The following is a 24,919-nucleotide window of genomic DNA, read 5'->3' as shown; positions in this document are numbered from 1 at the left end:
TCCTCGTTAGAAATCTCAGCCGCCCGGCGCCTGCCAGGCGGCGACGAACTCCCGCGCGCGGCGGCCCACCTCGTCGGCGCCCAGGCCGGGTGCATACAGAGCGCTGCCCAGGCCGAAGCCGCCGGCACCGGCCTGGCGGTAGGCGGCCATGCCCCCGGGCGTGATGCCGCCCACCGGCAGCAGCAGCAGCCCCGGTGGCAGCACGGCGCGCATCGCCTTCACCGCCGCGGGGCTCACCAGCTCGGCCGGGAACAGCTTGAGCCCGTCCGCGCCGGCAGCCAGCGCGGCGAAGGCTTCGGTGGGCGTGGCCACGCCGGGCAGGCACAGCAGTCCCTGGGCCTTGGCCTCGCGGATCAGGGCCACGTCGGCATGCGGCATCACCACCAGGTCGGCGCCCAGCGCGGCCAGCTGCGCCACCTCGGCCAGCTGCATCACGGTGCCGGCGCCCACCAGCACTTCGGAAGGCAGGTGGCCGCGCAGGCGGCGGATGCTCTCGAAGGCATCGGGCGAATTGAGCGGCACCTCGACGAAATGGAAACCGGCCTCGGCCAGCGCCTGGCCCACGCCGATGGCTTCTTCGGGCTGCAGGCCGCGCAGGATGGCCACCAGCGGCAGCAGTCGGCGGGCCTGCTGGAAGCGGTGGGCGCGCAAGGCGGCATCGGGATGGAGAACGTCGGTCATGGAACGGCTTTCAAGGTCGGCGCATGCCCGGCCAGCAGGCCGGCCGCGCATGCGAACTGCAACAAGCCCTGCGGAGCGCTGTTGCCCAGCAAGGCGGCGGGTGCCTGCCCCAGGGCATGCAGCGCGCCCGCATAGCGCTGCAGCAGCGCCGGCTCGCCCACCAGCACCAGCGGCGGGCGGCCCTGCAGCCGCGCCAGGCCGGACACCAGTTCATGCCCGATGAGCAGGCCCGAGAGGTAGTCGGCCTGGGCCTGCGGCCCCAGCCGCCCGGTGAGGCCCAGCGTGCGGGTGGCGAACAGCTGGTGCGGCAGGTCGCCCGGGCCGGCCTGCCGGGCTTGCGCGACGCCTGCGGCAAAGGCGGCTTCGTCGCTGGCCACGGGCCCGTCCGTCTCCGCCGGCATGGTGCGCCCCAGCAGGGAATGCTTGCGCAGCACCGCATACAGCTCACCGGTCATGTAGGTGGCAAAGCCGAGCACCCGGCCGTGCCGCACCTGCGCCCACTTGGCGTGCGTGCCGGGCAGCAGCAGCCAGGCCTCGTCGGCATCGAGGCCGGCCGCAGGCAGGGCGGCCAGCGCGCCGGCGATCTGGATCTCCTCGCCGCGCATCACGTCGGGCGGCGCATCGGCCGGCGCATGCAGCAGGCCGGGCGCAATCAGCAGCGGGCCGTGCGCGGTGGCCACCCGGCAGGCCTGGTCGGCCAGCCGCTGCACGTCGGCGGGACAGGGCACGTAGGCGGCCTCGCGCCAGCCCTGGGCACTGCCCACCATGCCGCAGGCCACCATCGGCAGGCCGGGGCGGGCGCGCAGCCAGTCGCCGGCGATCTCGTCCAGCGCCTGCTCGAAGCCGGCGTCGCCGGGCTGCGCCAGCTGCGCGATGCCGCGGGCGCTGCTGCGCTCGGCCAGCACCCGGCCGTCGGCGGCCAGGGCATAGGCGCGCAGGTTGGAAGTGCCCCAGTCGAGGGCCAGCAGGTCGACCGTCGGCTGCGTGTGGGTCATGCGCCGCTCCAGCCCAGCTCGCGGGACAGGGCCTGCGCCCGCGTGCGCACCACCGGCGCCATCCGGGCCATGCGTTCATCGGGCATGTAGGGCAGGGCGCTGGCCACGCTGATGGCGGCCACCACCTCGCCGCTGATGTCTCGCACCGGCGCGCCCACGCAGCGAATGCCGTATTCGTTCTCCTCCAGGTCCATCACCACGCCCTGCTCGCGGTAGCGGCGCATCTCGGCCAGCCACTGCCGCCAGGGCCGCAGTGCGGGCTTGCCGGGGGCGCGCGCCTGCTGCGCCTGCTTGTGCAGCGGCTTCCAGCGGTCCTCGTCCATCCCCAGCATCAGCGCCTTGCCCACGCCGGTGGAGGCCAGCGGCATGCGCTGGCCGATGCGCGAGCGCATCTCCAGCCCCTTGGTGCCGGACACCTTGTCCAGGTAGAGCACCTCGTCGGCCTCCACCGTGCCCAGGTGCACCGTGTCGCCGGTCTGCTGCGCCAGCAGCGCCAGGTGCGGATGCGCCAGCGCGGCCAGCGGCCGCTGCTCGCTGGCCTGCTGGCCCAGCCACAGCAGCTTGGGCCCCAGCAGGTAGCCGCGGTAAGGGATGTGATGCAGCCAGCCGGCCTGCACCAGGCTGCCCAGCATGCGGTGGGTGGTGCTGCGCGGCGTGCCCAGGCGCTGGGCGATGCCGCGCACGTCGCCGATGCCTTCGGCCACGCATTCGATGAGCTGCAGGCCGCGCATCAGCGTCTGCGTGCCGCTGGCGGTGATGGGTGCGGTGTCGGTTTCCATGGGTTCGGGCGCATCGTAGGAAGGTGCCAATGGTGTGTCAAAAATCGGCACGCGGTCCCAACTATCGGGACATTTGCACTTGCTGCCGCCGTTGCGCCAACATCGCCGCGCAGCCGGGCCGGGGGCCCCGCGTACACAGCAGGAGCACACACAGCATGTTCAGCGACTTGAAGGGCCGGCGGGTGCTGGTCACCGGTTCCACCCAGGGCATCGGCTGGGCCGCGGTGCAGGCCTTCGCGCGCTGCGGCGCGCAGGTGGGCTTCAACGGCCGCAGTGCGCCGGCGGACCTGGGGCAGCGGCTGCAGGCGCTGCAGGCCGATGGCGGACAGGCGATGTTCCTGCCCGGCGACCTGTCGCGCACCGAGGATTGCCAGCGCATGGTGCAGGCCTTCGTCGAGCGCTTCGGCGGCATCGACGTGCTGGTGAACAACGCCGGCGGCCTGGTGGCGCGGGTGCCGCTGGCCGAGATCGACGACGGCTTCTTCGATGCGGTGCATCACCTCAATGCACGGTCGGCGCTGATGACCACGCGCTTTGCGCTGCCGCACCTGAAGGCCTCGGCGCAGACCAGCGGGCAGACCGCCTCCGTGATCCTGGTGGGCTCGGTGGCGGCCTACACCGGCGGCGGGCCGGGCGCCGGCCTGTACGGCGCGGCCAAGGCCTGGCTGCACAACATCCAGAAGAACTGGGTGGGTTTCCACACCGCCGACGGCATCCGCTTTAACACGGTGTCGCCCGGCACCTTCGACACCGCCTTCCATGCCGACAAGTCGGCCGAAGTGAAGGCGGCCATCTCGCGCGGCATCCCCATGGGCCGCTTCGGCCAGCCGGAGGACGCCGCGCCGGCCTTCCTGTTCTTCGCCTCGCATGCGGCCAGCGGCTACATCACCGGCCAGGTGCTGGACATCAACGGCGGGCAGTACATGCCTTGAGCCATCGGCCGCCCGCCTGAGCTGCGGCGGATACTGGCGCCTCCCCCTTCGGAGGCCCCGTCTTGGAACTGCGTCAGTTGCGCTACTTCGTCAGCGTGGTGGAGTCGGGCAGCATGGGCCGCGCGGCCCAGCAGCTGGGCATGGTCACTTCGGCGCTGAGCCAGCAGATCACGCGGCTGGAAGGCGAGCTGGCCACGCGGCTGCTGCAGCGCAGTGCCAGCGGCACCCGCCCCACCGATGCCGGCCTGGCCTTCTACCGGCAGGCGCAACTGGCCCTGCGGCATGCCGACGATGCGGTGCGGGCGGCGCAGCAGGCGCGGTTGTCCGGCCATGTCAGCGTCGGGCTGGCGCCTTCCACGTCGGCGGTGCTGGCGCTGCCCTTCATGCGGGCCATGCACCAGCGCTACCCGGACGTGCGGCTGCGCATGGTGGAAAGCCTGTCCGGCCACCTGGCGGGCATGCTCACCGCCCGCCAGCTGGACCTGGCGGTGTTGTTCGACACCGGCACCGCGGCCGGCCATTCCACCGTGCCGCTGCTGGACGAGCGGCTGTTCGTGCTGGGCCTGCGCGGCCTGCCGGGCCTGCCGGCAGCCACGCGGGTGCGGCTGGCCCAGCTGGGCAGCCTGCCGCTGGTGCTGCCCAGCAACCACCACGGCCTGCGCGCCACGGTGGACGCCGCCTTTCGCCGCGCCCGCGGCAGCGCCAACCTGCTGTACGAGGTGGACGGCCTGGCGGTGCTGATGGATGCGGTGTGCGCCGGCCTGGCCGCCACCATCCAGCCCGGCGCGGCCACGGCCCGGCTGGCGGGCGACGACATCGTGCGCATCGAGATCGCCGACCGCAGCGCCCGCCGCGTGAACCTGCTGGCCATGCTGCCGGATGACGAGCTGTCGCCCGCTGCGCTGGCCGCCCGGGTGGTGCTGCGCGATGTGGCCCGCGGCCTGGTGCAGGGCGGCCATTGGCCGGGTGCCACCCTTCACGAAGCCTGAACACCTGTTGCCCGGCGGCCGTCTAGCGGCTGCAGCGCACGCCACCTAGAGTCGCCTGCATTCAAAGCAGGAGACGGCGACTTGACGGACGTGCTGGTCATCGGTGGAGGCAATGCCGCGCTGTGCGCCGCGCTGATGGCGCGCGAGGCGGGCGCGACGGTGCAGCTGCTGGAAGCCTCGCCGCGTGAGTGGCGCGGCGGCAATTCGCAGCACGTGCGCAACCTGCGCTGCATGCACGACGCTCCGCAGGACGTGCTGGTGGAGGCCTACACCGAGGAGGAGTTCTGGCAGGACCTGCTCAAGGTCACCGGCGGCCGCACCAACGAGGCGCTGGCCCGGCTGGTGATCCGTGCCAGCGCCACCTGCCGGCCCTGGATGCGCCGCCATGGCGTGCACTTCCAGCCCTCGCTGTCAGGCGCGCTGCACACCGCGCGCACCAATGCCTTCTTCATGGGCGGCGGCAAGGCGCTGGTCAATGCCTACTACCGCAGCGCCGAGCGGCTGGGCGTGCAGCTGCGCTACGACACGCCGGTGGACCGGCTGGAGTTGCAGGACGGCCGCTTCGTCGCCGCCTGGTCGGGCGGCCAGCGCTTCGCGGCCAAGGCCTGCGTGCTGGCCTCGGGCGGCTTCGAGTCCAACCGCGAATGGCTGCGCGAAGCCTGGGGCGTGAACGAGCGCGGCGAGCACCCGGCCGACAACTTCCTGATCCGCGGCACCCGCTTCAACACCGGCGTGCTGCTGCGCTTCATGATCGACGCCGGCGCCGACACCATCGGCGACCCGACGCAGGCGCACATGGTGGCCATCGACGCCCGCGCGCCGCTGTACGACGGCGGCATCTGCACCCGCATCGACTGCGTGTCGCTGGGCGTGGTGGTCAACCGCGAGGCCCGCCGCTTCTACGACGAAGGCGAGGACTTCTGGCCCAAGCGCTATGCCATCTGGGGCCGCCTGGTGGCGCAGCAGCCGGGGCAGGTGGCCTATTCGGTGATCGATGCCAAGGCGGTGGGCCGCTTCATGCCGCCGGTGTTCCCGGGCGTCAAGGCGGGCAGCCTGCCCGAGCTGGCGCGCGGCCTGGGCCTGGACGAAGCCGCCTTCGTGCAGACGCTGCAGGCCTACAACGCGGCCTGCCGGCCCGGCAGCTTCGACCACACCCGGCTGGACGACTGCCGCACCGAAAGCCTGGCCCCGGCCAAGACCCACTGGGCGCGGCCGATCGACACGCCCCCGTTCTATGGCTATGCGCTCAAGCCCGGCGTCACCTTCACCTACCTGGGCCTGAAGGTGGACGAGACCGCCGCGGTGCGCTTCGCCGGCCGGCCCAGCCCCAACCTCTTCGTGGCCGGCGAGATGATGGCCGGCAACGTGCTGGGCCAGGGCTACACCGCAGGCGTGGGCATGAGCATCGGCACGGCCTTCGGCCGCATCGCCGGCACCCAGGCGGCGGCAGCCGCCGCCGCACCCACCTTGAAGAAGGCCGAGCATGTCCCCGCTTGACACCCTGGTGCGCGAAGCCGCTTCGCTGGGCGGTGCCGCGCCTGCGCGCGTGATCCCCATCCAGCCGATGACCGGCAGCGAGGCCGAGGTGGCGCGCGTGCTGCAGATCTGCAATGCCTGCCGGTACTGCGAAGGCTTCTGCGCCGTGTTCCCGGCGATGACGCGGCGGCTGGACTTCGCCAAGAACGACGTCAACTTCCTGGCCAACCTGTGCCACAACTGCGGCGCCTGCCTGCATGCCTGCCAGTACGCGCCGCCGCACGAGTTCGCGGTCAATGTGCCGCGGGCGATGGCCGAGGTGCGGCTGGGCACCTACAGCGAATACGCCTGGCCGCCCGCGCTGGGCCGGCTGTACCAGCGCAACGGCCTGACGCTGGCGCTGGCCCTGGCGGGCGGGCTGGCGCTGTTCATGATGCTGGCGGCCGCGCTGCACGGCGGCTTGTGGGGCGGGGTGGAGGGCGGCAACTTCTATGCAGTGTTTCCGCACAACCTGATGGTGGCGCTGTTTGCGCCGGTGTTCCTGTTCGCGGTGCTGGCGCTGGGCATCGGCGTGCGGCGCTTCTGGCGCAGCGAGGTGCCGGGGACGGCCAGCGCCGCCGCGGTGGCCGAGGCCACGCACGACGTGCTGCGGCTGAAGTACCTGGACGGCGGCCACGGAGAAGGCTGCAACAACGCCGACGACCGCTTCACCCAGGCCCGCCGCCGCTTCCACCACCTCACGTTCTACGGCTTCCTGCTGTGCTTCGCGGCCACCAGCGTGGCCACGCTGTACCACTACCTGCTGGACTGGCCGGCGCCCTATGGCTACACCACGCTACCCAAGCTGCTGGGCATCAGCGGTGGCGTGATGCTGGTGGTGGGCACCGTGGGCCTGTTCTGGCTGAACCTGCGGCGGCATGCATTGCAGCAGGACCTGCGCCAGCGGCCGATGGACCGCGCCTTCATCGGCCTGCTGCTGCTCACCGCGGCCAGCGGCCTGGCGTTGATGGTGGGCAAGGGCAGCGCGGCGCTGGCACTGCTGCTGTCGGTGCACCTGGGCGCGGTGATGGCGCTGTTCGCCACCATGCCCTACGGCAAGTTCGCGCATGGCATCTACCGCAGCGCCGCGCTGCTGAAGTGGGCCATCGAGAAGCGCCAGCCCAGCCGGCTTCAGCTCGGTGACGACTGAACACTCAAAACGCCAACGGAGACGACCCGATGCACACCCGCCTGCTTGCCGCCGCCGCGCTCTGCGCGCTCGCCTTCAGCCGGCCCGCCGCCGCGCAGGACCTGCCGAAGAAGCCGATCACGATGGTGGTCGGCTTTGCTGCCGGCGGGGCGGCCGATGCAGCCGCCCGCATGATCGCGAAGAAGCTGCAAGCCAACATCGGCCAGAGCGTGGTGGTCGACAACCGCGCCGGCGCCGGCGGCAACATCGCCCACCAGTTCGTGGCCAAGGCCGAGCCCGACGGCTCGGTGATCCTGCTCGGCTCCATCGGCCCGCTGACCATCGCGCCGCACCTGATGAAGGTGGGCTACGACCCGCAGAAGGACCTGGCGCCGCTGACCATGGGCGTGAGCTTTCCGAACGTGCTGGTGGTGCACCAGGGCGTGGGCGTGAAGACGCTGGCCGAGTTCATCGCCAAGGCCAAGGCCGAGCCCGGCAAGCTGGACTTCGCCTCCACCGGCGCCGGGTCGGCCTCCCACCTGGCGGGCGAGCTGCTGAACCAGCGCGCCGGCATCGACACCGTGCACATCCCCTACAAGGGCGGCGCCCCGGCGCTGCAGGACCTGCTGGGCAGCCGCGTCGCCGCCTACTACAGCACCCCGGCCACCGCCGCGCCGCACATCGAGACCGGCAAGCTGGTGCCCCTTGCGACTACCGGCCTGCAGCGCTCGGAGTTCATGCCCAACGTGCCTACCGTGGCCGAGTCCGGCTTCCCGGGCTTCAGCGCCACCAACTGGTATGCCTTCGTGGCGCCGGGCAAGACACCCGCGGCGGTGCTGGACCGCTGGAACACCGAGCTGGTCAAGGCCCTGCGCGACCCGGAGGTCAAGGCCGAACTCGACCGCCACGGCCTCACCCCCGCGCCGGGCAGCCGCAAGCAGCTGGCCGACTACATCGCCAGCGAGTCGAGGACCTGGGGCGAGCTGGTGAGGCAGCGGGGCATCAAGGCGGATTGAGGATGGCGTCGCGGGCGCGGCCTGCGCCGCGCCAGGGTGCGCTACTCTGCGGCCACGTTCCCCACTCCGACCTTCCGCATGCGCCCTCGGTTGTCGTTGTTCGCCAGCGTCGTTGCCATCGTGCTGGTCGCTGCCTGCTCGGAGGCCACCAACGGCGTGGGCATGATCAGCCAGCGGCTGGGCCAGGCCGTGCGCAACGCGGGCAACCAGGAGGTGGCACTCGCCTCGCTCACGTCCTTTGGCTGGGACAGGTTCTATGCCTTCAAGCCTGGCGTCACGCGGGAGGAAGTCTGTCGGTTCATCCACGCGGGCAGGAATGCGTGCGGCCGGGTGATCCGCATTGAGCGCGCCGGGCAGGACCAGACCTTCCTGGTGTTTGCCCTGGAGGACCGCGTCACGCACGTGGAGCTGCATGCCCTGTCCAACGGCGAATTCGACTTCCCGTTTCCCGAGACGGGCCAGCCGCGCGATCACGCCGTGTTCAAGGTGCGCCGCACCGCTTCCGGCGCCGGCGAAACGTTTCTGCTCGAGCCTCGCTGACGGGGCACACAACGGACGGACGGAAACCCAACCGCTGCAAGCCCCGCGGCGTCGGTTTTCCGACCCCTTTGGGCCCCACTGCACCCACTCCTGCATGTCAAGCCGATTGGCATGGATCGTGCGAAATGTTTCACGGCATTTCTTAAAAGATCACTGGAGGTCAGGATGTATCGATCAATGTGTACCGGTGGCGTGGCGACCTTGCCGCTGCACGGCAGGGGGGCGCAGCTGGTGGCGGTCAATGCCTCCACCGCCTATGCGCTGGGCTACTACGGCCAGGGCATCACGCTGGGCATGATGGACTCGGGCTACCGCACCACCCATGAAGGCTTCCAGACGACGCTGATCGCGCCGGCGCGTGGCGAGGGTGTGTACGGCACCTCGGGCTTCGGCTACCGCAACACCGTCACGCCGGCGAACCCGTTCACCGCCGGCGAGCGCTTCACCATCGACGGCGACCAGGCGCGCACCACCGACTGGTCGCACGGCACCGGCATGCTGGGCGTCACCTCCGGCATCCGCGACGGCGTGGCCCAGCACGGCATCGCCTTCGCTTCCAAGATGATGGTGGCACGCACCGGCGGCTCGGACACCCAGTCGCACGGTCCGTTCCACGACTACGTGTACTGGTACACCGCCAACAAGGCATTGGTGGATGCCGGCGCCAAGGTCATCAACAGCAGCTGGGGCTCCTTCGTCCAGACGCTGAACCGCACCCGCTTCGATGCCTTTGGCAACGATCTGGGCGCCGACGGCAACCTGGTCAACGGCTACCAGCTTTCCGGCAAGGACAGCGCCAACCCGGTGGCGATGGCCAGCACCATCCCCAACGAGTTCCTGAAGGACCTGGAGTACCAGTACTTCTTCACCAAGAAGAGCTACCTGCCGGGTGGCATCCAGTACAACCCGGCCTACCCGGGCCGCTCCTTCATGGATGCGATCTGGGACGTCATCAAGGTGACCGGCACGGTCAACGTGCGCTCGGCCGGCAACAACGACTGGAGCAACCCGTACTTCCGCCCGGCCTACCCGCTGTTCAACCCGGCGGCCGAGGCGCAGTTCGTCGCGGTCGGCGGCGTGCAGCCGCCCACCGAGGCGAACCCGGAGTACACCAAGCAGTCGGGCTTCAACGAGGCCGGCCTGGCCAAGTGGTGGACGGTGTCCACGCCGTCCAATGCGGTGCGCACCACCAGCAGCGCCGGCGACACCAACTACTCCAATTCCAGCGGCACCTCGCCGGCCACGCCGGTGGCCACCGCGGTGATGGGCGTGATGCTGTCGCGCTATCCGAACATGGATGCCAAGCAGGTGCGCGACGTGATGCTCACCACCGCCAACAACAAGATGACGGACGGCGTGCGCTTCCTGGGCACCGGCCAGACCTCGGCGACCGGCGCTTCCATCGCCTGGACGGCGCCGGACGGCCTGCCGGACGAGCGCTGGGGCTGGGGCATCCCCGACCTGGCCAAGGGCATGTACGGCCCGGGCCAATTCCTGGCGCCGATGGTCTACGACATGAGCAAGGCGCCGCTGGACATCTGGTCCAACGACATCGGCCAGCTGGCCATCAAGCAGCGGCAGAAGGAAGACCTGGCCTGGCTGGCGGCCTACAAGCAGCAGGGCATCGCGTTGGCCGGTGAGTTCAGTCCCAACGTGCTCAACCCGAATGGCACGCTGAGCCGCCAGGCCTTCATGCTGCAGGGCCTGCTGAACGACCCCGCGGTGCAGGCCATCACCAACGGCCGGCCGGAGACCTACGACAAGATCCCCCACGCCGACGCACTGCGCTGGCGCAAGGAATGGATGGACGCCCGCGCGGCGCACATCCAGGGCAAGATCGACCGCGGCCAGTACAACGCCTCGCTGACCAAGGCCGGCAGCGGCACGCTGATCCTCACCGGCAACAACACCTATGCCGGCGGCTCCACCGTGACGGGCGGCAAGCTGTCCATCGTCGGCAGCAACAGCTCGGGCGTGACGGTGAACAGCGGCGGCACGCTGGGCGGCACCGGCAGCGTGGCCGGCACTGTCGTCGTGCTCAAGGGCGGTGTGCTGTGGCCGGGCGTCACCGCGGCGGAAGCGGCGGGTGTGCCGGCCGTGGTGGCCAACCTCTCGGTGGCCACCGGCGACGTGCTGCGCACCAGCATGGTCAAGGTGGGCCTGGGCGCCGGCTTCAAGGCCACGCTAAAGGCGGGCGGCGAATCGTCGCGGCTGCTGTCCAGCGGCACGGTGGCGCTCGGCGGCACGCTGATGCTGGACCTGTCGGCCGCGCTCAACCGCGGCGACGTGTTCACGCTGATCGAGGCCCGCGCCATCGCCGGCACCTTCGCCGGCCTGCCGGAAGGTGCGCTGCTGACGGCCGGCGGCCGGCAGTTCCGCATCTCCTACCTGGGCAGCAAGGTGACGCTCACCGCAAGCTGAGCAGTCGCCCGCCATCGACAAGACAACCCGTGCACACGGTGCACGCAACATTGAGGGAAACGATCGTGGCAAAACGCGATGCAATGATTTTGGGCGTGGTGCTGGCCGGCCTGGCGGCCTTCGGCACGCCGGCGCAGGCGGCTTCAGAGCTGGTGGTCAACGGCGGCTTCGAGCAGCAGGACTTCGCCGGCTGGATCAGCGGCGGCGACACGGACTTCAACCTCGTCAACTGCACCGGCGGCGGCCAGACGGCCTTCGCCGGCAGCTGCAGCGCCGCCATCGGCTCACTGTCCGACAGCAGCCTGGTGCAGTCGGTCAACGTCGGCGCCGCCGGCCTGACCTACAACCTGTCCTTCGCCTTCCAGTCGGACGGCGCGGCGGGCAGCAGCTTCAGCGTCAGCTTCGGCGGCCAGACGCTGGTGTCGATGCCCTCGCCGGGCGAGTCGCCCTACACGCTGTACCAGTTCAGCGGCCAGACCACCGGCGCGGACATGCTGCTGGCCTTCAGCTTCGCCAGCCCCGGCGGCACGCTGTACCTGGATGCGGTGTCGGTCACCGCGGTGCCCGAGCCGGCCACCATGGGCTTGATGGGCGCGGGCCTGCTGGTGCTGGGCGCTGCGGCGCGCCGGCGCGTTAAGCAGGCGTAAGAAGGCTGGGGGCGCTGACGGCGGGCAAGCGACCGGCGCGGGCACCTGCCCATCAGGTGACCAGTGCCGTCGCCCCCGCCCAGCTGCCATCCTGCGCCAGCCGCCGCGCCAGCGCGGTCATCACCACCCGCGCGGCCAGGCCGGCGGGCGACAGCTCGTCGTCCGACAGGCTGGCCAGCAGGCTGGTGCGGCGCACGCTGGCGTCGGCCAGCCGTATCGCGCGCAAGCTGTTGGGGTCCAGCCTCGACAGCACCGCGCCCGGCTGGATGGAAGCGCCCAGCCCGGCGCGCACCGCGTCCATCAGGCTGGCCACGCCGTCGATCTCCACCACCACGTCGGGCGTGGCGCCGGCCTGGCGCCAGGCATCGAACACCAGCGTGCGCAGCGTGTGCGATCCGCTGGGCAGGATGAGCGGCAGGCCCGCCAGCGCCTGCACCGGTGCTTCGTCCTGCGCCGGCAGGCCGGGCAGGTCGGGGCGGGCGATGAGGAAGAGCCGCTCGTCCAGCAGCGGGATCAGGCTCCAGCGGCGTGCCGCATCGGCATCGAACAGGATGGCCAGGTCCAGCTGCCGTGAGTTGAGCAGCCCTTCCAGGTGGCCCGACAGGCCTTCGACGATCCGCACCCGCACGCCGGGATAGCGCTCGCGCATCGCCCGCACGAAAGGCACCGCCAGCATCGCCGCAGTGGTGCCGGCCAGGCCCACGCTCACATGGCCCGAGAGCCGGCCCTTCTGCGCGATGCTGGCCGCGGCCTCGCACTGGCGCAGGATCAGCTGGGCCTGGTGGAAGAAGTCGAGCCCGGCATCGGTGGGCTCCACGCCGGTGGACTTGCGCTGCAGCAGCCGCGTGCTCAGCTCGCCTTCAAGCTGGCTGATCTGCTGGCTCAGGGTGGAGGTGGCCAGGTCCAGCTCCAGCGCGGCCCGGCCCATGCTGCGCAGCTCCACCACCCGCACGAAGTACTTCAACTGCCGCAGTTCCATGGTGTTCAAGGATACCGAACACCCGTTGGCCGGCGGCGCATGCGGCGCACGGGCCCGCTGCCTAGAGTGCCGTGCATGCAAGAGCACACCCCACCCACCGCCATCGGCTCGATGAAGCCGCACTGCAGCCCGGCAGAGTGGCAGGCCCGCATCGACCTGGCGGCCTGCTACCGGCTGGTGGCCCACTACGGCATGGCCGACATGATGGCCAATCACATCTCCTCGCGCGTGCCCGGCGAGCCCGGCGCCTTCCTCATCAATGCCTACGGGATGATGTACGAAGAGATCACCGCCTCCAGCCTCATCAAGGTGGACCACGACGGCCGCATCCTGGCCAGGCCCGACTTCGGCGCGCTGGACTACGGCGTCAATCGCGCGGGCTACGTGATCCACAGCGCAGTCCATGCGGCGCGGCCCGAGGTGGACTGCGTGATCCACACCCACAGCTGGGCGTCGATGGCGGTCAGCGCGCTGGAATGCGGCCTGCTGCCCCTCACGCAGACGGCGATGCGCTTCCTGAAGATCGGCTACCACGACTACCAGGGCGTGGTGCTGGACGAGACCGAGCAGGCTTCGCTGATCGCCGACCTGGGCGGCGGCGAGGCGCTGATCCTGCGCAACCACGGCGCGCTCACCGTCGGCCGCACCGTGGGCGAGGCCTTCAACTGGATGCACCGGCTGGAGCTGGCGTGCCGGTCCCAACTGGCGGCCATGGCCTGCCAGAGCCCGCTGGTGCAGGTACCGCAGCCGGTGCTGGAAGCCACGTGGAACAACTACCAGCCCGGCACCCGGCGCCCCTATGGCGTGATGGAGTGGCCGGCGCTGCTGCGCAAGCTCGACCGGCTGGACCCCGGCTACCGCGATTGAATGCCGATGCAGCCCGCCGCCGCCGCTGCTCCCGGTTCCGCCGAACCCGTCGCCCTGCTGATGTCGACCCTGGCCGCGCAGCGGCTGGGCCCGGTGCTGCAGCAGGCCTGTGGGCCGGCCGGTTGCCGGCTGCTGCTGGCCGAGGAGCAGCCCGCCGGCAGCGCCTGCGGCGCGCAGCTGGCCTTCGTCAGCCGTGACATCACCGGCCGCTCCACCAAGCACAGGCTGGAGCCGGCCACCGCCCACTTCCACGCGCTGCTGCGCCAGGCGCCCGGCCTGCGCTGGGTGCATGCACATTCAGCCGGCGCCGACCGGCCGGTGTACCAGGCGCTGCTGGCGCGCGGCGTGCGCATCACCACGTCGTCGGGCGCCAATGCGCAGGTGGTGGCACAGACCGCGCTGGCCGGCGTGCTGGCGCTGGCGCGGGGCCTGCCGGCGCTGGCCGCGGCGCAACGCGAGCGCCGGTGGTCGCCGCCGCCGCTTCAGGCGCTGCCCGCCGACCTGTCCGGCCAGCAGGCGGTGGTGTTGGGCTGGGGCCCGATCGGGCAGGCGCTGGCGCGTTACCTCACCATGCTGGACTTGCGCGTGACGGTGGTGCGCCGCCATGCCGGCGAGCCGGCCGCGGGCCTGCCCACTGCGGGCCTGGACGACCTGCCCGCGCTGCTGCCGCACACCGACTGGCTGCTGCTGGCCTGCCCGCTGACCGAGCACACCCGCGGCCTGGTCAGTGCGCCGATGCTGCGGCGGCTGCGCCCCGGCGCGCGGCTGGTGAACGTGGCGCGCGGCGAGGTGCTGGACGAGCCCGCGCTGGTGGCCGCGCTGCGCGAAGGCCGGCTGGCCGGCGCCTACCTCGATGTGTTCGCGCAGGAGCCGCTGCCGGTGGACTCACCGCTGTGGCACCTGCCGCAGGTGCTGCTGACGCCGCACTGCGCCGGCTTTTCCAGCGGCAATGAAGCCCGTGTGGATGGGCTGTTCCTCCACAACCTGAAGGCCTGGCACCAGGGCGCACCGCTGCGCAACGAGGTGACCGGCCCGCCGATTCCCACCCCCGCAGGAGACATTCCTTGAAGTACACGTTCATGTCGAAGTGGCCGCTGGCGCTGGCCTGCCTGGCCACGTTTGCACAAGCGCAGGCCCAGCCCGCCGCCGAGTGGCCGGCGCGGCCGGTGCGGGTGGTGGTGGCCTTCACCGCCGGCGGCACCACCGACCTGCTGGCCCGCAGCGTCAGCCAGCAGCTGTCGGAGCGGCTGAAGCAGACCTTCATCGTGGACAACAAGCCCGGTGCCGGCGGCAACATCGGCACTGCGGAGGTGGCCCGCGCCGCGCCCGACGGCTACACGATGATCGTCAATTCGGTAGGGCCGATGGCGGTCAACCTCTCCCTCTACAAGAAGCTGCCGGTCAATCCGCTGACCGACCTGGAGCCGGTGGTGCAGATTGCCGACGTGCCCAACGTGCTGGTGGTGCACCCGTCGGTCAAGGCGGCCACGCTGGCCGAGTTCGTGGCGCTGGCACGCTCGGGCAAGGGCGAGCTGAACTATTCGTCCACCGGCATCGGCACCTCGTCGCACCTGGCGGGCTTCATGCTCGGCCAGCGCGGCGGCTTCACCGCCACCCACGTGCCCTACAAGGGCGCCGAGGCGTTGAAGGACCTGCTGGCCGGCCGGGTGCAGTTCATGTTCGCCACCATCCCGTCGGTCATCCAGCACATCCGCACCGGCGCGCTGCGGCCGCTGGCGGTGAGCAGCCCGCAGCGCTCGCGGTCGATGCCGGATGTGCCGACCGTGGCCGAGTCGGGCTATCCGGGCTTCGAGGCCGGCTCGTGGTTCGGTTACTTCGCGCCGCGCGGCACGCCGCCCGCGGTGGTGGCCAAGGTCAATGCCGCGGTCAACGAGATCCTGCGGCTGCCCGAGATCGAACGGCAGATGGTGCAGGAAGGGGCCGACCCCATCGGCGGCTCGTCCGAGGCCTTCGGCCGCTTCGTGCGGGCCGAGCACGACAAGTGGAAGGTGGTGGTGCGCGACTCGGGCGCGACGGTGGAGTAGCGCGCCGGCGGGCTGAAGGTCCTCGCCCGCTCAGCCACCCATCACCGTCTCCAGCGCCTGCGCCACGGCCAGCAACCGCGCATCCTGGCCGGCCGCGCCGTCCAGGCACAGGCCCACCGGCAGGCCGCCCGGCGTGCAGCCCGCGGGCAGGCTGATGGAAGGCAGCCCGGCCATGCCGGCAGGCCCGGTGTTGCGGATGTAGGCGCTGAAGGCGGGCACCGGCTGGCCGTCCAGCACCACCGTCACGTCCTGGCCAATGGGCACGGCCGGCAGCGGCGTCGTGGGATAGAGCACCGCATCCAGCCGGTGCTGTGCGAAGGCCTGGCGGTACAGCGACTGCAGCCGCGGCCGCAGCACCTGCATCGCGTGCCGGTAGGCCTGCGGCGTGATGCGCTCCGGCCCCATCGGCCGGGCGAAAAGCGGCCGCACGTCGGGGCTGGCGATGCCGTCGAACAGCGCCTGCACGTCGAAGCCGCGGCCATGGCTGCGGAAGTAGTGCTGCAGCGCCGGCAGGATCTCGAACAGCGAGATGGACATGGCGCCGCCATTGAACAGCGCGCCCGCTTCGCCCAGTTCCACCGGTACGAGCTGCACGCCCGCCGCCTGCAGCCGCTGCAGGCCGGCCTGGCAGCAGGCGGCGGTGTCATCGTCCAGCGGTTGCCAGAACCAGGCCTGCGGCACACCCAGCCGCAGCGCGGCGGGCGAAGGCAGCGCAGGCGGCGCCGCACCGCCGCGGCCGCTGGCCACCGCATCGACCAGCATGCAGTCAGCCACGCACCGGGCCATCACGCCGGCCGTGTCGAAGGTGGGCGAGATCGGCACCAGGCCCTCGCCAGGCCAGCGGCCCACGGTTGGCCGGAAGCCCACCAGCCCGCACAGCGCAGCCGGCACCCGCACCGAGCCGCCGGTGTCGGTGCCGATGGCCACCGGCACCGCATGGGCCGCCAGCAGCACCGCATTGCCGCCGCTGGAGCCGCCGGCGATGTGATCGGGCGCATGCGGATTGCGCGCCGGCCCGAAGTGATGGTTGTGGCCGGTGACGCCCTGCGACCACTCATGCAGGTTGCTCTTGCCGAACACCAGCGCGCCCGCGGCCAGCAGCCGCTGCACCACGCCGGCATGGCGCTGCGGCACATGGTCGGCCAGCCACGGGCTGCCGGCCGTGGTGGGCAGGCCCGCCACGTCGATGTTGTCCTTGAAGACGAGCGGCAGGCCGTACAGCGGCAGCCGGGCGGCATGCTCGGACGAATGCGCCGCGTCCAGTGCAGTGGCCTGCTGCAGCAGCAGCGCGGGGTCGTGGTGAATGAGCCCGTTCAGGTTGCGCACCGCTTCGGCCCGCTGCACCAGCGCGTGTGCATAGGCGCTGCAGGAGAGTGCGCCTGCCTGCATTGCATGCACCGCGCCGTATGCGGTGTGGTGCAGATATGGATGCAGTCGGGATGTGGAATTGGAATGCGGCGTGTTCATGCCATCTGCCGGTGCAGTTTGCGGGCCAGATGCGGGCGTTAAGGCATGGCATGGATACTGCAATCGCCTTCTTTGTGTATTCAAAGGAGTCGCACATGGGTATCACGCAACATCGCCGTCTGGGCAAATGGGTCGTCGGTTTCGCCATGCTGGCCGCGTTGCCGGCCATGGCGGCTGAGAAGGTGTCGCTGCGCCTGAAGTGGCTGGCGCAGGCGCAGTTCGCCGGCTACTACGTGGCCAAGGCCAAGGGCTTCTATGAGCAGGCCGGGCTGGACATGACGATCAACCCCGGCGGCCCCAACCTCAGCGTGGACACGCTGGTGGGCTCGGGCAACGACACCTTCGGCGTGGCCGGCGGCACCGAGGTGGTGTTGATCGCCCGCGAGAAGGGCCTGCCGCTGGTGTGCATCGGCGTCGGCGTGCAACGCACGCCCTATGCCTACGTGACCTACAGCGACTCGGGCATCAAGACGGTCAAGGACTTCAAGGGCAAGAAGGTGGCCACCTGGTTCACCGGCACCCAGTACACGCTGTACTCGATGCTGGCGCATGAGGGCGTGAAGCAGAGCGAGGTGACCATCGTGCCGCAGTCGGGCTCGATGGCGCCCTTCGTCGAGAATCAGTTCGACGTGGCCGCCGCCACCTACTACAACGAGCTGAACACGCTGAAGGCGCAAGGCCTGGGCGACAAGCTCACGCTCATCAAGCCCGACGACTTCGGCGTGGTGGTGCAGCAAGACACGGTGGTGGTCAACGAGAAGTTCCGCAACGAGAAGCCGGCCGCGGTGCAGGCCTTCATCAATGCGTCGGTCAAGGGCTGGAAGTACGCGCTGCAGAACCGCAAGGAGGCCATCGACATCATCATGGCCGCCGCGCCCAGCCTGAACCGCGCGCACCAGGAAGCGATGCTGGACGAGTTCGCCAAGCTGCTGCTGGCGGGGCAGGGCAGTGCCGAAGGCCTGCTGGCCATCGACATGCCGGCCATCGGCAAGCTGCATGAATCGCTGGTGGAGTACAAGGCCATCAAGGCCCCGGCCGACCTGGCCAAGGCCTTCGATCCGAGCTTCCTGGCCAAGGCGCCGCCGGCCGACCGCAAGCTGTGACGGGACCGGGCCGATGAAGATGTCCCCGCTCGAGGTGCAGCCGGCCGCGCCGGCGCACGAAGCAGGCACGCCGCCGGTGATGCTGGAACTGGTCAACGTGTGGAAGCGCTTCGGCGAGGCGCCGGCGCAGACGGTGGCCGTCTCCAACGTCAACCTGAAGATCAACAAGGGCGAGTTCGTCACCCTGGTCGGTCCTTCGGGCTGCGGCAAGTCCACCCTGTTCAACATGATCGCCGGCCTGCTGCCGCCCGACGACGACGGCTCGCTGCTGCTGCGCGGCGCGCCGCAGCGCGACGGCCAGATGCTGGGGCAGGTGAGCTTCATGCCGCAGCGCGACCTGCTGTTCCCGTGGCGCACGGTGCTGGACAACGCCATCCTCGCGATGGAAGTGGAGGGCGTGCCGCGCAAGGTGGCCCGCGCCAAGGCCGAGGCCATGCTGCCGGAGTTCGGCCTCTCGGGCTTTGCCAAGCACTACCCGCACCAGTTGTCGGGCGGCATGCGGCAGCGGGTGGCGCTGATGCGCACCTTCCTGTTCGAGCGCGACGTGCTGCTGCTCGACGAGCCCTTCGGCGCGCTGGATGCGCTCACGCGCAGCTTCATGCAGCACTGGCTGCTGGACATCTGGGCCCGCCACCGCCGCACGGTGCTCTTCATCACGCACGACATCGACGAGGCCATCGTGCTGGGCGACAAGGTGCTGGTGATGACGGCGCGGCCCGGCACCGTCAAGAGCGAGACGGTGATCGACCTGCCGCGACCGCGCGATCCGTCGGTGGTGACGTCGCCGGAGTTCATGCACATCAAGCGCCGGCTGCTGGCCGAGATCGAGGAAGAAAGCCGCAAGACCTTCGCGCAGGAGGCGGCGCCGTGAAGCACGCCAACCCGGTCGACAAGCTGCTGCAGCGCGGCCTGCAGTCGCCGCTGTTCGCGCTGCTGGTGGTGGGTGCGCTGTGGGAGCTGGCGGTGCTGGCCTTCGCGCCGTCGCCGCGGGTGCTGCCGGCCTTGAGCGCGATGGCGCGCGACGCCTGGTCAGTGTGGCCGCAGCTGCTGGCCAGCTTCAACCGCACGTTGCTGGAGACGGTGCTGGGCTTCGCGATGGGCGGTGTGGTGGGCTGCCTGTTCGGCACGGTGTTCACCTACTCGCGCTGGATGGAGCGCTCGGTGTTCCCGCTGTTCGTGGTGTCGCAGACGGTGCCCATCGTGGCCTTCGGCGCGCTCATCGTCATCTGGTTCGGCAACTCGCTGATGGCCAAGGTGATGACCGCGTTCTTCCTCACCTTTTTCCCGGTGACGGTGAACACGCTGCGCGGGCTGAAGAGCTGCGATCCGCAGCGGGTGGCGCTGATGCGCAGCTTCGGCGCCCGCGGGCTGGTGTTGTTCATCAAGCTGGCGGTGCCTTCGGCGCTGCCGCAGGTGATGGTGGGGCTGCGGCTGGGCATCGGCCTGAGCCTGATCGGCTCCATCGTGGGCGAATGGTTCGGCGAGACCGTGGGCCTGGGCGTGATGCTGATGGAGGCGATGAACGCCGACATGGTGGTGCGGCTGTGGGTGGTGATGGTGGCCTGCGGCGTGATGGGCATGCTGCTGTACGGCGTGCTGTCTTTCATCGAAAGGAGGCTGGTGTGGTGGCGAAGCGAAGCCTGATGGCCACGCGCCTGGCGCCGGTGGCCGGCAGCGTGGCGGTGCTGCTGGCGCTGTGGGAAGGCGCGATCGTGCTGTTCGACATTCCGCCCTTCGTGCTGCCGCGGCTGCACAGCATCGTGCAGCATGCGGTGACCGATTTCGACAAGCTCTCGGGTGCGCTCCTGGCCACATTGGGCGAGGCGCTGGGCGGCTACCTGCTGGGCAGCCTGCTGGGCCTGCTGCTGGCCATCGTGATGGTGCTGGTCAGGCCGCTGGAGCGGGCGCTGCTGCCAATCGCGGTGGCGGTGAACTCGGTGCCCACGGTGGCCTACGCGCCCATCTTCCTGATCTGGTTCGGCCTGGGGCCGGCCTCCAAGGTGGCACTCATCACGCTGGCGGTGGGCTTCACCATGCTGATCAATGCGCTGCATGGCCTGAAGCTGGCCGACGAGGCGGCCATCAACCTGATGCGCAGCTTCGGCGCCGGCCGGCTGGCGCTGGTGTGGCGGCTGCGGCTGCCCTGCGCCATGCCCTCGGTGGTCACGGCGCTGCGCATCAGCGTGCCGCGCAGCATGATCGTGGCCATCGTCGGCGAGATGCTGGGCGCCTATGCCGGCCTGGGCCGCGTGATCTATGAATCGACGCAGATGATCGACCTGCTGAGCGTGTGGTCGGCGGTGCTGTTTGCCTCGGTGGCCAGCATGGTGCTGTATGGCCTGCTGGTGTGGGTGGACCAGAAGATCGTGTGGTGGCGCTGATGACCGAAGCCGAACTTCGCATCCAGCTCGCGGCCTGCTACCGGCTCGTCAGCCACTTCGGCATGGACGACCTGATCTACAACCACATCTCGGCCCGGGTGCCGGGCAGCGAACACCACTTCCTGATCAACCCCTACGGGCTGTTGTTCTCGGAAGTGACGGCCTCCTGCCTGGTGAAGATCGACCTGGAAGGGCGCAAGGTGGAGCCCAGCGACCACGAGGTCAACCGCGCCGGCTTCGTGATCCACAGCGCCATCCATGCCGCGCGGCCCGATGCGCTGTGCGTGCTGCACACCCACAGCGATGCGGGCACCGCCATCTCGGCGCTGCCGGGCGGGCTGGCGCCGGTCAGCCAGTTCGCGATGCGCTACCAGGGCCATACCGGCTTCCACGCGTACGAAGGCGTGGCGCTGGACCTGGACGAGCGCGAACGCCTGGTGCGCGACCTGGGCCCGCACCACACGCTGGTGCTGCGCAACCACGGCGTGCTGACGGTGGGCCGCACCATCCCCGAGGCCTTCATCCTGATGTACTACTTCGAGAAGGCCGCGCGGGTGCAGCTGCTGGCGCAGTCGGGCCTGGGTGCCGGCGAAAGCCTGGTGCTGCCGCCGCCCGAGGCCAGCGCATTGGCCGCGCGCCAGTTCAACGAATTCGCCGGCGACATCCTGCCGCCCGGCACCCGCGAGTGGCCGGCCTTCGTCCGGATGCTCGACCGCACGCAACCCGATTACCGACTGTGAGATTGCCGACCGTGATGCCACAAGCCACCTCCTCCACGCTGCAGCTCGAGAACCTGAGCCCCTTCATCGGCACCGCGGTGCACGGCATCGACCTGCGCGAGCCGGTCAGCGATGCCGACTTCGCCGTGCTGCGCGATGCGCTCAACCAGCGCTCGCTGCTGCTGTTCCGCGGCCAGCAGATCGACGAGGGCCAGCACGTGGCCTTCTCGCGCCGCTTCGGCACGCTGCTGGGCCATGTGCTCACGCAGTTCCTGAAGCAGCAGCACCCCGAGATCTACGTGCTGTCCAACGTGACCGAGGGCGGCAAGCCCATCGGCAACCACAAGGAAGGCTGGAACTGGCACTCCGACCTGTCGTACAAGGCCGAACCCTCGCTGGGCGCGCTGCTGTACGCGGTGGAGGTGCCGCCGGAGGGGGGCGACACGCTGTTCGCGTCGATGCATGCCGCCTGGGATGCGCTGGACCCCGCGATGCAGCAGCGCATCCGCCACCTCAAGGCCACGCACTCCTACGCCAACTACTACGGCAAGGCCTTCGCCGACCGCCAGCCGCTGAGCGACCAACAGCGCGCCGACGTGCCCGACGTGCAGCATCCTCTGGTGCGCACCCACCCCGAGACCGGCCGCCTGTCGCTGTACGTGGGCCAGGACGTGGTCAAGCAGATCGACGGCCTGCCGGCCGACGAGAGCACCGCGCTGCTGGCCGAGCTGAACGCGCATGCCATCGACCCGCGCTTCAGCTACCGCCACCGCTGGCAGGCGGGCGACCTGCTGATCTGGGACAACCGCAGCACGATGCACTGCGCCACGCCCTACGACGACCACAAGCACCGCCGGGTGATGCACCGCACCACCGTGGCGGGCGACCGGCCCTTCTGACACCACGCTGCGACCCGCCCATGAGTGACGACAACACAGGCGCCGCCGCCGAACCGCTGCCGATCATCCCCACCGTGCCGGCCCGCGGCCGCCTACGCGACCGCTCGGTCACGCTGAGCGACGAGCTGCAGGAAACGCTGCAGGACCTGATCGTCAGCGGCGTGCTCAAGCCCGGCGCGCGGCTCGACGAGGCCGAGCTGGCCGAGCGCTTCCAGGTCAGCCGCACCCCGGTGCGCGAGGCGCTGAAGGCGCTGGCCGGCACCGGCCTGGTCGACCTGCGCGGCCGCGGCGGCGTGTGCGTGGCCGTGGTGCCGCTGCCCACGCTGATCGAGATGTTCCAGATGATGGCGGTCATGGAAGGCTTGTGCGCCAAGTACGCCGCGCGGCGTGCCAGCGCGGCGCAGAAGCAGCGCCTGGCGGGCCTGCACCAGCAGCTGGTGCAGGTGCTGGAGTCGGGCGACCACTCGCGCTTCTACGACGTGAACCAGGACTTCCACGACGCGCTGTACGACGCCTCCAACACCCAATACCTGGCCGAGCAGACCCGTGCGCTGCGCAAGCGGGTGCGGGTGTACCGCCGCCACGTCACCTTCCAGCCCGGGCGCATGAGCGCCACCATCGGCGAGCACGCCGCCATCCTCGCGGCCATCGACCGCAATGACCCGGCCGCGGCCTTCAGCGCCGCGGTGGACCACGTCAGCCTGCTGGAGGACGACATCGTCGACCTCGTGGCCGCGCTGTCCCGCACCGACACGGACGCGGCCTGACCGCCGCCCGCGCCCTCCATTCCCTTTCCCGCTCGACACAGGAAGTTCCGTCCATGAACCTCGACCTCGCTGGCCACACCGTGCTGATCACCGGTGCCTCCAAGGGCATCGGCCTGGCCGCTGCCCACGCCTTTGCTGCCGAAGGCTGCCACCTCCACCTGGCCGCGCGCGACGGCGCCGCGCTGGACGCCGCCGCCACGCAGATCGCCGCCACCCACGGCGTGCGCGTGACCGTGCATGCGATGGACCTGGCCACGCCCGAATCGATGGCCGCGCTGGCCGCCGCGGTGGGCGACATCGACATCCTGGTGAACAACGCCGGCGACATTCCCTCGGGCCCGATCGAGTCGCTGGACTTTGCCGCAGTGCGCCGCGGCTTCCAGCTTAAGGTGCTGGGCTACATGGAGCTGACGCAGCACATCTATGCCCGCATGAAGCAGCGCGGCCGCGGCGTGATCGTCAACGACATCGGCAACTCGGGCGAGAACTGGGACGCCAACTACATCGCCGGCTCCACCGGCAATGCGGCGGTGATGGCCTTCACCCGCGCGCTGGGCGGCGTGTCGCTGGACGACGGCATCCGCGTGGTGGGTGTGAACCCCGGCCCGGTGGCCACCGACCGCATGGTCAAGCTGATGAAGCGCCGCGCGCTCGACAACTTCGGCGACGAAGGCCGCTGGGAAGAGCTGTTCGACAACTACCCCGGCGGCCGCCCCGCGGAGCCGGAAGAGGTGGCCGAGCTGATGGTGTTCCTGGCCTCGCCGCGCGCGGCCTACATCACCGGCACGGTGGTGACCATCGACGGTGGCATCGCGGCGCGCGGCAGCATCATCAAGACCAGCCGCAAGGCCCAGCTGGCCGAGCAGGCCCGCCAGCTGGCCGCCTGAGAGGGCATCACGATGAGCAGTGAAGCGGACATCCGCAACCAGTACTTCGACCGGCTGTTCAGCAACCCCGAGCTGAAGTGGCTGGGCCAGAACACCAACCATTTTCCGATGCATCCTGCGGTGCGCGCCGCGCTGCACGAGGCCATCGACGACGAGAGCTTCCATGCCTATGCGCCGCCGCTGGGCATCGAGGCGCTGCGCAGCGCGATCGTCGATGACCTGGAGCTGCCCGGCCATGCCGCGGTGGTGACCGACGGCGCCGTGGCCGCGCTGGCGCTGGCCTGCCGGGCCTTCTGCACGCCGGGCGGCGGCTTCGTCACCACCGACCCGGGCTGGAAGTGGCCGCTGCAATTTGCGCAGAAGGCCGGCGCGGTGATCACCGAGATCCCGATCTACGGCCCCGAGCACGGCTACAAGCTCAGCGTGGATGCGCTGGTGGCCGCCACCGATGCCAACACCCGCGTGATCTACCTGGTGGACCCCAACAACCCGCTGGGCACCACCTATACCGCCGACGAGATCCGCGCCTTCGCGGAGCGGGCCAAGGCGCTGGGCGCGGTGCTGATCCACGACTGCACCTACCGCGACTTCGCCGACAGCCACACGCTGGCCTCCAGCTTCTACCCCGAGGGCACGGTCACCATCGTCAGCTTCTCGAAGTGGCTAGGCTTGGCCGGGCTGCGGCTGGGCGCGCTGGTGGCCACGCCCGACCTGCTGGCGCGCATCCTGCCGCATTCGCAGGCGCCGCTGGGCGCCAGCGTCATCGCGCAGCGCGCGGCGCTGGCGGGGCTGGCGGTCAAGGGCGAGTGGATGGCCCACATCGGCGCGCAGCAGCGGGCCAACCAGGTGGTGATCGCCGAGGCCTTCCGCCGGCTGCCGGGCTTCCATGTGCCGATGGCGCCCACGCAGGCCAACTTCCTGGTGGTGGAGTGCATCGACGCCGGCATCACGCCCGAGGCGCTGGTCACCGCAATGGGAGAGCAGGGCATCATGGTGCGGCAGGGCGCGTACCACACGCCGCGCTTCGGCCACCGCTTCGTGAAGATCTCGACCACCGTGCCGGCCGCCTGGGCCCAGGCGCTGGTGGAGGCGCTGCCGCAGGCGGTGGAGCGGGCGCGCAGCCTGCCGGCCACCACCGCGCTGTTCTGATGCAGGAGGCCG

At 70.5% G+C, this 24,919-nt stretch carries 25 protein-coding genes; 20 read left to right on the top strand and 5 right to left on the bottom strand.

Annotated elements, in window-relative coordinates; all coding sequences use genetic code 11:
- Window positions 1–15: 15 nt before the first annotated feature.
- From VO99_RS06370 to VO99_RS06360, 3 genes are read right to left on the bottom strand one after another with little or no spacing between them, the layout of a single operon-like run.
- Complete coding sequence (locus VO99_RS06370) at window positions 16–681, bottom strand: 2-dehydro-3-deoxy-6-phosphogalactonate aldolase (RefSeq protein ID WP_083440404.1); 666 nt, start codon at window positions 679–681, stop codon at window positions 16–18.
- Window positions 678–1,676: a 2-dehydro-3-deoxygalactonokinase gene (locus VO99_RS06365; protein WP_046111977.1), complete on the bottom strand. Its 999-nt coding sequence runs from the start codon at window positions 1,674–1,676 to the stop codon at window positions 678–680. The genes VO99_RS06370 and VO99_RS06365 overlap by 4 nt, the downstream gene beginning before the upstream one ends.
- Entirely contained in the window at window positions 1,673–2,455 is a 783-nt protein-coding gene (locus VO99_RS06360; RefSeq protein WP_052736167.1) for an IclR family transcriptional regulator, read from the bottom strand. The genes VO99_RS06365 and VO99_RS06360 overlap by 4 nt, the downstream gene beginning before the upstream one ends.
- Window positions 2,456–2,610: 155 nt before the next feature.
- On the opposite strand from VO99_RS06360, the gene VO99_RS06355 reads away from it, so the two are divergent.
- The 8 genes from VO99_RS06355 (at window position 2,611) to VO99_RS06320 (ending at window position 11,644) form a co-directional block, all read left to right on the top strand.
- Window positions 2,611–3,387: an SDR family NAD(P)-dependent oxidoreductase gene (locus VO99_RS06355; protein ID WP_046111975.1), complete on the top strand. Its 777-nt coding sequence runs from the start codon at window positions 2,611–2,613 to the stop codon at window positions 3,385–3,387.
- Window positions 3,388–3,449: 62 nt separating this feature from the next.
- Window positions 3,450–4,376, top strand: coding sequence for a LysR family transcriptional regulator (locus tag VO99_RS06350; protein ID WP_046111974.1), 927 nt, complete (start codon window positions 3,450–3,452; stop codon window positions 4,374–4,376).
- 81 nt (window positions 4,377–4,457) lie between these two features.
- Window positions 4,458–5,873 (top strand): FAD-dependent tricarballylate dehydrogenase TcuA, encoded by a 1,416-nt coding sequence (gene tcuA, locus VO99_RS06345; protein WP_046111973.1) that lies wholly within the window; start codon window positions 4,458–4,460, stop codon window positions 5,871–5,873.
- Window positions 5,860–7,041 (top strand): tricarballylate utilization 4Fe-4S protein TcuB, encoded by a 1,182-nt coding sequence (gene tcuB / locus VO99_RS06340; RefSeq protein ID WP_046111972.1) that lies wholly within the window; start codon window positions 5,860–5,862, stop codon window positions 7,039–7,041. Before tcuA ends, tcuB begins: the two co-directional genes overlap by 14 nt.
- A gap of 29 nt (window positions 7,042–7,070) precedes the next feature.
- A complete protein-coding gene (locus VO99_RS06335) occupies window positions 7,071–8,036 on the top strand; it encodes a Bug family tripartite tricarboxylate transporter substrate binding protein (RefSeq protein ID WP_046111971.1) in 966 nt (321 codons plus the stop codon).
- A gap of 90 nt (window positions 8,037–8,126) precedes the next feature.
- Window positions 8,127–8,576, top strand: coding sequence for a hypothetical protein (locus tag VO99_RS06330; RefSeq protein ID WP_198156882.1), 450 nt, complete (start codon window positions 8,127–8,129; stop codon window positions 8,574–8,576).
- 192 nt (window positions 8,577–8,768) lie between these two features.
- On the top strand, window positions 8,769–10,997 hold the full coding sequence (locus VO99_RS06325; RefSeq protein ID WP_052736129.1) for a S8 family serine peptidase: 2,229 nt from the start codon (window positions 8,769–8,771) through the stop codon (window positions 10,995–10,997).
- 65 nt (window positions 10,998–11,062) lie between these two features.
- Window positions 11,063–11,644, top strand: a complete 582-nt coding sequence (locus VO99_RS06320) for a PEP-CTERM sorting domain-containing protein (RefSeq protein WP_157039464.1) — start codon at window positions 11,063–11,065, stop codon at window positions 11,642–11,644.
- A gap of 52 nt (window positions 11,645–11,696) precedes the next feature.
- Here the strand turns inward: VO99_RS06320 and VO99_RS06315 are convergent, their stop codons facing one another.
- On the bottom strand, window positions 11,697–12,623 hold the full coding sequence (locus VO99_RS06315) for a LysR family transcriptional regulator (protein WP_046111968.1): 927 nt from the start codon (window positions 12,621–12,623) through the stop codon (window positions 11,697–11,699).
- Window positions 12,624–12,698: 75 nt separating this feature from the next.
- Here VO99_RS06315 and VO99_RS06310 point away from each other — a divergent pair, with 75 nt between their 5' ends.
- The 3 genes from VO99_RS06310 to VO99_RS06300 are packed head-to-tail and all read left to right on the top strand — an operon-like array spanning window position 12,699 to window position 15,535.
- On the top strand, window positions 12,699–13,490 hold the full coding sequence (locus VO99_RS06310) for a class II aldolase/adducin family protein (protein ID WP_046111967.1): 792 nt from the start codon (window positions 12,699–12,701) through the stop codon (window positions 13,488–13,490).
- 60 nt (window positions 13,491–13,550) lie between these two features.
- Window positions 13,551–14,558, top strand: a complete 1,008-nt coding sequence (locus tag VO99_RS06305; protein WP_046112146.1) for a D-2-hydroxyacid dehydrogenase — start codon at window positions 13,551–13,553, stop codon at window positions 14,556–14,558.
- Between the two features lie 11 nt (window positions 14,559–14,569).
- Window positions 14,570–15,535: a Bug family tripartite tricarboxylate transporter substrate binding protein gene (locus VO99_RS06300; protein ID WP_046112145.1), complete on the top strand. Its 966-nt coding sequence runs from the start codon at window positions 14,570–14,572 to the stop codon at window positions 15,533–15,535.
- A 30-nt stretch (window positions 15,536–15,565) separates the two neighbouring features.
- Here the strand turns inward: VO99_RS06300 and iaaH are convergent, their stop codons facing one another.
- On the bottom strand, window positions 15,566–17,002 hold the full coding sequence (iaaH, locus tag VO99_RS06295) for an indoleacetamide hydrolase (protein WP_083440402.1): 1,437 nt from the start codon (window positions 17,000–17,002) through the stop codon (window positions 15,566–15,568).
- A gap of 95 nt (window positions 17,003–17,097) precedes the next feature.
- On the opposite strand from iaaH, the gene VO99_RS06290 reads away from it, so the two are divergent.
- From VO99_RS06290 to VO99_RS06250, 9 genes are read left to right on the top strand one after another with little or no spacing between them, the layout of a single operon-like run.
- Window positions 17,098–18,105, top strand: a complete 1,008-nt coding sequence (locus tag VO99_RS06290) for an ABC transporter substrate-binding protein (protein ID WP_046111965.1) — start codon at window positions 17,098–17,100, stop codon at window positions 18,103–18,105.
- Between the two features lie 13 nt (window positions 18,106–18,118).
- Window positions 18,119–18,976: an ABC transporter ATP-binding protein gene (locus VO99_RS06285; protein WP_052736128.1), complete on the top strand. Its 858-nt coding sequence runs from the start codon at window positions 18,119–18,121 to the stop codon at window positions 18,974–18,976.
- Window positions 18,973–19,749 carry an ABC transporter permease gene (locus VO99_RS06280; RefSeq protein WP_046111964.1) on the top strand — a complete coding sequence of 259 codons (777 nt, stop codon included), beginning with the start codon at window positions 18,973–18,975 and terminating at the stop codon, window positions 19,747–19,749. Before VO99_RS06285 ends, VO99_RS06280 begins: the two co-directional genes overlap by 4 nt.
- Window positions 19,731–20,486, top strand: a complete 756-nt coding sequence (locus VO99_RS06275; protein ID WP_232315280.1) for an ABC transporter permease — start codon at window positions 19,731–19,733, stop codon at window positions 20,484–20,486. Before VO99_RS06280 ends, VO99_RS06275 begins: the two co-directional genes overlap by 19 nt.
- Window positions 20,486–21,226 (top strand): class II aldolase/adducin family protein, encoded by a 741-nt coding sequence (locus VO99_RS06270; protein WP_046112143.1) that lies wholly within the window; start codon window positions 20,486–20,488, stop codon window positions 21,224–21,226. Before VO99_RS06275 ends, VO99_RS06270 begins: the two co-directional genes overlap by 1 nt.
- Window positions 21,227–21,240: 14 nt before the next feature.
- Complete coding sequence (locus tag VO99_RS06265; protein ID WP_046112142.1) at window positions 21,241–22,104, top strand: TauD/TfdA dioxygenase family protein; 864 nt, start codon at window positions 21,241–21,243, stop codon at window positions 22,102–22,104.
- Window positions 22,105–22,124: 20 nt separating this feature from the next.
- The gene (locus tag VO99_RS06260; RefSeq protein WP_083440401.1) at window positions 22,125–22,871 is read left to right on the top strand and encodes a GntR family transcriptional regulator; all 747 of its coding nucleotides are present in this window, start codon (window positions 22,125–22,127) and stop codon (window positions 22,869–22,871) included.
- A 53-nt stretch (window positions 22,872–22,924) separates the two neighbouring features.
- Complete coding sequence (locus VO99_RS06255; RefSeq protein WP_046111962.1) at window positions 22,925–23,758, top strand: SDR family oxidoreductase; 834 nt, start codon at window positions 22,925–22,927, stop codon at window positions 23,756–23,758.
- A gap of 12 nt (window positions 23,759–23,770) precedes the next feature.
- The gene (locus VO99_RS06250; protein WP_046111961.1) at window positions 23,771–24,907 is read left to right on the top strand and encodes a pyridoxal phosphate-dependent aminotransferase; all 1,137 of its coding nucleotides are present in this window, start codon (window positions 23,771–23,773) and stop codon (window positions 24,905–24,907) included.
- The last annotated feature ends 12 nt before the right edge of the window (window positions 24,908–24,919 follow it).

This window comes from Aquincola tertiaricarbonis, assembly GCF_000969605.1.
Classification (GTDB): Bacteria; Pseudomonadota; Gammaproteobacteria; order Burkholderiales; family Burkholderiaceae_C; genus Aquincola; species Aquincola tertiaricarbonis.
This window is presented reverse-complemented; position numbering and strand designations above follow the sequence as displayed.

Coding starts and splice junctions, on each gene's coding strand:
- VO99_RS06270 (WP_046112143.1), top strand. CDS start 20,486: ATGACCGAAGCCGAACTTCGCATCCAGCTCGCGGCCTGCTACCGGCTC.
- VO99_RS06335 (WP_046111971.1), top strand. CDS start 7,071: ATGCACACCCGCCTGCTTGCCGCCGCCGCGCTCTGCGCGCTCGCCTTC.
- VO99_RS06310 (WP_046111967.1), top strand. CDS start 12,699: ATGCAAGAGCACACCCCACCCACCGCCATCGGCTCGATGAAGCCGCAC.
- iaaH (WP_083440402.1), bottom strand. CDS start 17,002: ATGAACACGCCGCATTCCAATTCCACATCCCGACTGCATCCATATCTG.
- VO99_RS06355 (WP_046111975.1), top strand. CDS start 2,611: ATGTTCAGCGACTTGAAGGGCCGGCGGGTGCTGGTCACCGGTTCCACC.
- VO99_RS06300 (WP_046112145.1), top strand. CDS start 14,570: ATGTCGAAGTGGCCGCTGGCGCTGGCCTGCCTGGCCACGTTTGCACAA.
- VO99_RS06255 (WP_046111962.1), top strand. CDS start 22,925: ATGAACCTCGACCTCGCTGGCCACACCGTGCTGATCACCGGTGCCTCC.
- VO99_RS06360 (WP_052736167.1), bottom strand. CDS start 2,455: ATGGAAACCGACACCGCACCCATCACCGCCAGCGGCACGCAGACGCTG.
- VO99_RS06250 (WP_046111961.1), top strand. CDS start 23,771: ATGAGCAGTGAAGCGGACATCCGCAACCAGTACTTCGACCGGCTGTTC.
- VO99_RS06365 (WP_046111977.1), bottom strand. CDS start 1,676: ATGACCCACACGCAGCCGACGGTCGACCTGCTGGCCCTCGACTGGGGC.
- tcuB (WP_046111972.1), top strand. CDS start 5,860: ATGTCCCCGCTTGACACCCTGGTGCGCGAAGCCGCTTCGCTGGGCGGT.
- VO99_RS06265 (WP_046112142.1), top strand. CDS start 21,241: ATGCCACAAGCCACCTCCTCCACGCTGCAGCTCGAGAACCTGAGCCCC.
- VO99_RS06260 (WP_083440401.1), top strand. CDS start 22,125: ATGAGTGACGACAACACAGGCGCCGCCGCCGAACCGCTGCCGATCATC.
- VO99_RS06290 (WP_046111965.1), top strand. CDS start 17,098: ATGGGTATCACGCAACATCGCCGTCTGGGCAAATGGGTCGTCGGTTTC.
- VO99_RS06315 (WP_046111968.1), bottom strand. CDS start 12,623: ATGGAACTGCGGCAGTTGAAGTACTTCGTGCGGGTGGTGGAGCTGCGC.
- VO99_RS06305 (WP_046112146.1), top strand. CDS start 13,551: ATGTCGACCCTGGCCGCGCAGCGGCTGGGCCCGGTGCTGCAGCAGGCC.
- VO99_RS06285 (WP_052736128.1), top strand. CDS start 18,119: ATGAAGATGTCCCCGCTCGAGGTGCAGCCGGCCGCGCCGGCGCACGAA.
- VO99_RS06370 (WP_083440404.1), bottom strand. CDS start 681: ATGACCGACGTTCTCCATCCCGATGCCGCCTTGCGCGCCCACCGCTTC.